The following is a 6,595-nucleotide window of genomic DNA, read 5'->3' as shown; positions in this document are numbered from 1 at the left end:
TGATCCACATTTGAGCCATTTCTCACAGATCCATCATCTGGTGATAAGTCTGTGAATCAAGCTTTCGCAAGATGTGGTTTTATTCCGATCTCTGCTTTGGATTGTTTGCAGTGCTTGACATGAAACTGCCCACTTTTGCTACGGCAGCTTATTCCACAGACGTCTAGGATATTGCTCTTGGTTATTTATCTAATTAACTAAAGTGACAGTAGTATTTGTGCCTATAAAATTATGGAGTTGTACTATGAAAAACTGGATTAAAGCTGCTGTAGCAGCAATTGCGCTTTCTGCTGCGACGGTTCAAGCCGCGACTGAAGTTAAAGTCGGTATGTCTGGCCGCTACTTCCCATTCACTTTCGTTCAGCAAGACAAGCTGCAAGGCTTCGAAGTGGACCTATGGGATGAAATTGGTAAGCGTAACGATTACAAAGTGGAATACGTTACGGCAAACTTTTCTGGTTTGTTTGGTCTGCTAGAGACAGGTCGTATTGATACGATTTCAAACCAGATCACCATGACGGATGCTCGTAAAGCCAAATACCTTTTTGCTGACCCATACGTTGTTGATGGTGCGCAGATCACTGTTCGTAAAGGCAACGACAGCATCCAAGGTATTAAAGATCTTGAAGGCAAAACGGTAGCGGTTAACCTAGGTTCAAACTTTGAGCAGCTGCTACGCAACTACGACAAAGACGGCAAGATCAACATCAAGACTTACGATACAGGTATCGAACACGATGTGGCACTTGGTCGTGCAGACGCGTTTGTTATGGACCGTCTATCAGCACTTGAGCTGATCAAAAAAACTGGTCTACCACTGCAACTTGCTGGCGAACCGTTTGAGACGATTCAAAACGCTTGGCCTTTCGTTGACAATGACAACGGCAAAAAGCTTCAGGCTGAAGTGAATAAAGCACTGGCTGAAATGCGTACTGACGGTACACTGGAGAAAATTTCTCAGAAATGGTTTGGTGCTGATATCACTAAATAACCACTGTTGAGTATTGCTCGTCCGGTTGAGGCACTCAACCGGATTTGCTCTTAACCCACTGCTTTCCTTCCTTTGCAGTGGGTTTTGCTTTTTGTATAGAAGCTTATTTTTAACTGGGATACGTTATGGGATTCGATTTTAACTACATGCTGAACCTGATGCCGATACTGCTCAAGTATCTGGGCACCACCATGGAAATGGCGACATGGGGTTTAGTATTTTCACTGATTTTGGCCGTCATTTTAGCAAATATCCGTGTATTTCGCGTTCCCGTTCTTGATCAGTTAAGCCAGCTGTACATCAGCTTCTTTCGTGGGACACCACTGCTGGTTCAGCTGTTCCTACTTTACTACGGCTTACCGCAAATTTTTCCGTTCCTAGTCGGTCTGGATGCATTCAGCGCCGCGGTGATTGGTTTGACCCTGCACTTTGCCGCTTACATGGCGGAAAGTATCCGCGCCGCAATCATTGGTATCGATCGTAGCCAGATGGAAGCTAGTCTGTCGGTGGGCATGACAACGACACAAGCGATGCGCCGAGTGATCTTGCCGCAGGCAACGCGTGTGGCTCTGCCGTCATTGATGAACTACTTCATTGATATGATCAAGTCTACCTCATTGGCATTTACGCTAGGTGTTGCAGAGATCATGGCAAAAGCGCAAATGGAAGCCTCATCCAGTTTCCGCTTTTTCGAAGCCTTCCTTGCCGTCGCTCTGATTTACTGGGGCGTTGTAGTGATACTGACTCGCGTACAAATCTGGGCAGAAGATAAGTTGAATAAGGCATACGTAAGATGATCAAGTTAGGTAACATTCACAAACGTTTTGGTGACACAGAAGTCCTTAAAGGCATCGATCTCGATATCAAACAGGGCGAGATTATTGTCATTATCGGCTCTAGCGGTACGGGTAAGTCCACCCTGCTACGCACGGTCAATTTTCTAGAAAATGCCGACAAAGGCGTCATCACCATTGATGACGTAAGCGTGGATAGTGAAAAGCACACCAAAGCGGAAGTATTAGCTCTGCGCCGTAAGACAGGGTTTGTTTTCCAAAACTACGCCTTGTTTGCTCATATGACGGCCCGTCAGAATATTGCTGAAGGCCTCATCACCGTTCGCGGCTGGAAGAAAGACCAAGCATTGGCACGCGCTCAGCAGATTCTTGACGACATCGGCCTTGGCGATAAAGGAGACAGTTATCCAGCAGCGCTGTCTGGTGGCCAGCAGCAACGTGTGGGTATCGGACGAGCGATGGCACTGCAACCCGAATTATTGCTGTTTGACGAACCGACCTCAGCACTGGATCCCGAATGGGTCGGCGAAGTTCTTCAATTAATGAAGGAGTTAGCGACTAAACACCAAACCATGCTGGTGGTCACACACGAAATGCAGTTCGCCCGAGAAGTAGCGGATCGGGTGATCTTTATGGCGGAAGGCAATATCGTTGAGCAAGGCTCTCCACAGGATATCTTTAATAATCCACAGGATCCTCGCTTACAAAAGTTCCTTCGCCAAGTAGGCGCGGAGTAAAGATCACCAAAGAAGATCGCTTGATCCTTGAGATTTTGCTCACACTACGTATAATCGCCCGGCCGGAATTTAGCAGTTGCTCAATGATTGACACTTTGTGTGACTGTGATTACAATTCCGCCTCTTTGTTGAGAGGCGTCGGTTTGTCCTCTTTCTATATAAAGAAGACCAAATGGCCCACGCCGGGTTAACTAAGAACCTAAAACTACTGATCAGTAAAGGTAATTATCATGAAACGCACTTTTCAACCTTCAGTTCTAAAGCGCAAGCGTACTCACGGTTTCCGTGCACGTATGGCTACTAAGAACGGTCGTGCAACAATCAATGCACGTCGTGCAAAAGGCCGTAAGCGTCTTTCTAAGTAATCTTCGATTATTTTGAAAACGTACGCGTTCGATCGGGAGTTACGTTTGTTAACTCCCGAGCATTATCAAAATGTCTTTCAGCAAGCTCATCGAGCTGGCTCACCACATTTCACCATCATTGCTCGCAATAACAACCTATCTCACCCTCGATTAGGTTTAGCCGTTCCCAAAAAACAGATTAAAACCGCCGTTGGTCGTAATCGTTTTAAACGCCTTGCTCGTGAAAGCTTTCGTAACAATCAGCATCAACTTGCTCACAAAGATTTTGTTGTGATTGCAAAAAAAAGCGCCCAAGATCTGAGCAATGAAGAAATGTTCAAACTGTTTGATAAGTTATGGCAGCGCCTGTCTCGCCCTTCGCGTGGGTAGCAATCGGATTCGTCCGTCTTTATCAAGGCCTCATTAGTCCGCTTATCGGACCACGCTGTCGTTTTACTCCAACCTGCTCTACTTACGCCATAGAAGCACTAAAAGCTCACGGTTTTGTAAAAGGGTGTTGGTTATCAAGCAAACGTCTATTAAAATGCCACCCTTTGAATGAGGGCGGTTTTGATCCCGTTCCACCAGTCCAGAAACAAGACAGAGATAAATAACGATGGATTCTCAACGTAATATCCTGTTAATCGCGCTAGCACTGGTTTCTTTCTTGTTGTTTCAACAATGGCAAGTCGCAAAGAACCCAGCACCACAGCCGGTTGAACAGGCACAATCAAGCAGTACCCTACCTGCCCCTACTCTTGCGGATGATTTAGATCCCGCACCTGCGCAGCAAGCGTCTGCTAAAACGATTACCGTGACAACTGACGTCTTGACTCTGTCGATTGATACGGTTGGTGGTGATGTGATCGCTGCAGACCTGAACCAATACTCTGCAGAACTGGATTCATCAGACTCATTCGTCCTATTGAAGAACGAGCCAGGTCACCAATTCATTGCGCAAAGTGGTCTAGTGGGCCCTCAAGGTATCGATCTGAGCAGCTCAAATCGTCCGGCTTACTCAGTGAATGCAGATAGCTTCACTCTGGAAGACGGTCAGGATGAACTTCGCATCCCAATGACATACCAAGCGAATGGCCTTGAGTACACCAAAACATTTATTGTTAAGCGTGGCAGCTACGCAGTTGACGTTGAATACGATGTGGTCAACAACTCAGGTAACAACGCGACGTTTGGTATGTACGCTCACCTGCGCCAAAACCTGATGGATGCGGGCGGCAGCATCACTATGCCAACCTACCGTGGCGGTGCGTATTCAACAGAAGAAACACGTTACAAGAAATACAGTTTTGACGACATGCAGGATCGTAACCTGTCTATCACTCTACCAGACGGTCAAGGTTGGGCAGCAATGATCCAACACTACTTTGCGTCTGCATGGATCCCTCGCAACGAGCCAGGCACAAACCTGTACACTCGCGTGATTGGCAACCTAGGTGATATTGGTGTTCGTATCCCAAATAAAACCATCGCAACAGGTGATTCCGCACAATTCAATGCGACACTTTGGGTCGGTCCAAAACTGCAAGATGCAATGGCTGAAACTGCACCAAATCTAGACTTGGTTGTGGATTACGGCTGGCTATGGTTCATTGCTAAACCACTGCATACCTTACTGTCATTCATTCAAAGTTTTGTCTCTAACTGGGGTCTGGCTATTATTGCACTGACGTTCATTGTTCGTGGCGCTATGTACCCACTAACAAAAGCACAATACACCTCAATGGCAAAAATGCGCATGCTACAGCCTAAGCTGCAAGCAATGCGTGAGCGTATTGGCGACGACCGCCAGCGCATGAGCCAAGAAATGATGGAACTGTACAAGAAAGAGAAAGTAAACCCATTGGGTGGTTGTCTACCTCTGCTTCTACAGATGCCTATTTTCATTGCACTTTACTGGGCACTAATGGAATCGGTGGAACTGCGTCACTCACCATTCTTTGGTTGGATTACTGACCTGTCAGCGCAAGACCCTTATTACATCTTGCCGCTACTGATGGGTGCATCCATGTTCCTGATCCAGAAGATGAGCCCAACCACAGTAACAGACCCAATGCAGCAGAAGATCATGACGTTCATGCCTGTTCTGTTCACTGGTTTCTTCCTGTTCTTCCCATCAGGTCTGGTTCTTTACTGGTTAGTATCGAACATCGTGACTCTGATCCAACAGACGCTGATTTATAAGGCGCTGGAGAAGAAAGGCCTGCACTCAAAATAACGAGTCGGCGTAAATAATCGAGAAAGGCGACCAAAAGGTCGCCTTTTTGTTTTTGGCTGATTACAATTCATCTCATTCACTATTTACCCTCACAGGGTATGCATCGCACAGGCTACCACTATGACTACAGAGACCATTGTCGCTCAAGCCACTGCGCCCGGACGAGGCGGTGTCGGCATTATTCGCGTATCCGGTCCCCTTGCGGCCAAAGTCGCTTCTGAGGTAACAGGCAAAACCTTACGTCCTCGATATGCGGAATATCTCCCCTTTACTGCAGAGGATGGCACAGAGCTCGATCAGGGTATCGCGCTCTACTTCCCTAATCCGAACTCCTTTACCGGCGAAGATGTCCTAGAACTGCAAGGCCATGGTGGCCCAGTCGTAATGGATATGCTGATCAAGCGCATCCTGCAAATTCCCGGGATCCGCACTGCTCGCCCGGGTGAGTTTTCAGAGCGAGCCTTCCTCAATGACAAGCTCGATTTAGCCCAAGCCGAAGCGATTGCGGACTTAATAGATGCCAGCTCAGAACAAGCGGCAAGATCGGCCCTAAAATCACTTCAAGGCGCGTTCTCAAACCGAATCCAAACCTTAGTCGAATCCCTGATTCACCTGCGTATCTACGTCGAAGCCGCAATTGACTTCCCCGAAGAAGAAATTGATTTTCTCGCCGATGGTAAAGTCTCAGCCGACCTACAGACGATTATTGATAACCTAACTGCCGTGCGCCAAGAAGCGACACAAGGCGCTATCATGCGCGAAGGGATGAAAGTCGTCATCGCCGGCCGTCCAAACGCGGGCAAATCGAGCTTGCTAAACGCCTTATCTGGTAAAGAATCAGCCATTGTGACTGATATTGCAGGCACCACTCGTGACGTTCTGCGTGAACACATTCATATTGACGGTATGCCACTGCATATCATTGATACCGCAGGCCTGCGTGATGCGTCGGATGAGGTCGAAAAGATAGGCATCGAACGTGCGTGGGAAGAAATCGAGCAAGCCGATCGCGTCTTATTTATGGTCGATGGCACCACTACAGATGCCACTGATCCAAAAGAGATTTGGCCTGACTTCGTTGATCGATTGCCGAGCAATATCGGCATGACAGTGATCCGCAATAAAGTCGATCAAACCAATGAAGAATTAGGCATTTGTCATGTCAACGATCCCACATTGATTCGCCTATCAGCACGAACGGGGCATGGTGTGGAATCGCTACGAACGCACCTTAAAGAGTGCATGGGCTTCTCTGGAGGGAGCGAAGGTGGCTTTATGGCTCGCCGTCGTCACTTGGAAGCACTGGAACGCGCTGCAGAGCATCTTGATATTGGCCAACAGCAGCTTGAAGGCTATATGGCAGGAGAAATCCTCGCTGAAGAACTGAGAATTGCGCAGCAACATCTGAGCGAAATTACCGGAGAATTTAGCTCGGATGATTTACTCGGGCGCATTTTCTCCTCATTCTGTATCGGCAAATAATCATACATGCG

General features: G+C 47.5%; 8 protein-coding genes. All 8 read left to right on the top strand.

The genetic code is table 11. The features are described from left to right. The first annotated feature begins 244 nt into the window (after positions 1-244). Positions 245-991 carry an amino acid ABC transporter substrate-binding protein gene (locus CTT30_RS15605; protein WP_252035609.1) on the top strand — a complete coding sequence of 249 codons (747 nt, stop codon included), beginning with the start codon at positions 245-247 and terminating at the stop codon, positions 989-991. A 125-nt stretch (positions 992-1,116) separates the two neighbouring features. Beyond that, entirely contained in the window at positions 1,117-1,788 is a 672-nt protein-coding gene (locus CTT30_RS15600) for an amino acid ABC transporter permease (RefSeq protein WP_252035607.1), read from the top strand. Continuing rightward, positions 1,785-2,522 (top strand): amino acid ABC transporter ATP-binding protein, encoded by a 738-nt coding sequence (locus CTT30_RS15595; RefSeq protein ID WP_252035606.1) that lies wholly within the window; start codon positions 1,785-1,787, stop codon positions 2,520-2,522. Before CTT30_RS15600 ends, CTT30_RS15595 begins: the two co-directional genes overlap by 4 nt. A 230-nt stretch (positions 2,523-2,752) precedes the next feature. Beyond that, entirely contained in the window at positions 2,753-2,887 is a 135-nt protein-coding gene (gene rpmH / locus CTT30_RS15590) for a 50S ribosomal protein L34 (protein WP_004411068.1), read from the top strand. 45 nt (positions 2,888-2,932) lie between these two features. Next, the gene (gene rnpA, locus CTT30_RS15585; protein ID WP_006957457.1) at positions 2,933-3,256 is read left to right on the top strand and encodes a ribonuclease P protein component; all 324 of its coding nucleotides are present in this window, start codon (positions 2,933-2,935) and stop codon (positions 3,254-3,256) included. Beyond that, positions 3,223-3,480 (top strand): membrane protein insertion efficiency factor YidD, encoded by a 258-nt coding sequence (yidD, locus tag CTT30_RS15580; protein WP_080555897.1) that lies wholly within the window; start codon positions 3,223-3,225, stop codon positions 3,478-3,480. Before rnpA ends, yidD begins: the two co-directional genes overlap by 34 nt. Positions 3,481-3,482: 2 nt before the next feature. Continuing rightward, positions 3,483-5,102, top strand: coding sequence for a membrane protein insertase YidC (yidC, locus tag CTT30_RS15575; RefSeq protein ID WP_239876665.1), 1,620 nt, complete (start codon positions 3,483-3,485; stop codon positions 5,100-5,102). A gap of 120 nt (positions 5,103-5,222) precedes the next feature. After that, entirely contained in the window at positions 5,223-6,584 is a 1,362-nt protein-coding gene (gene mnmE / locus CTT30_RS15570; protein WP_252035604.1) for a tRNA uridine-5-carboxymethylaminomethyl(34) synthesis GTPase MnmE, read from the top strand. Positions 6,585-6,595: the final 11 nt, after the last annotated feature.

The sequence above is a fragment of the Vibrio coralliilyticus genome, from assembly GCF_024449095.1.
Lineage (GTDB): Bacteria > Pseudomonadota > Gammaproteobacteria > Enterobacterales > Vibrionaceae > Vibrio > Vibrio coralliilyticus_A.
This window is presented reverse-complemented; position numbering and strand designations above follow the sequence as displayed.

What these genes read in the sequence shown, in the direction of transcription:
- CTT30_RS15605 (WP_252035609.1), top strand. Translation starts at nt 245, where the DNA reads ATGAAAAACTGGATTAAAGCTGCTGTAGCAGCAATTGCGCTTTCTGCT.
- CTT30_RS15600 (WP_252035607.1), top strand. Translation starts at nt 1,117, where the DNA reads ATGGGATTCGATTTTAACTACATGCTGAACCTGATGCCGATACTGCTC.
- CTT30_RS15595 (WP_252035606.1), top strand. Translation starts at nt 1,785, where the DNA reads ATGATCAAGTTAGGTAACATTCACAAACGTTTTGGTGACACAGAAGTC.
- rpmH (WP_004411068.1), top strand. Translation starts at nt 2,753, where the DNA reads ATGAAACGCACTTTTCAACCTTCAGTTCTAAAGCGCAAGCGTACTCAC.
- yidD (WP_080555897.1), top strand. Translation starts at nt 3,223, where the DNA reads ATGGCAGCGCCTGTCTCGCCCTTCGCGTGGGTAGCAATCGGATTCGTC.
- yidC (WP_239876665.1), top strand. Translation starts at nt 3,483, where the DNA reads ATGGATTCTCAACGTAATATCCTGTTAATCGCGCTAGCACTGGTTTCT.
- mnmE (WP_252035604.1), top strand. Translation starts at nt 5,223, where the DNA reads ATGACTACAGAGACCATTGTCGCTCAAGCCACTGCGCCCGGACGAGGC.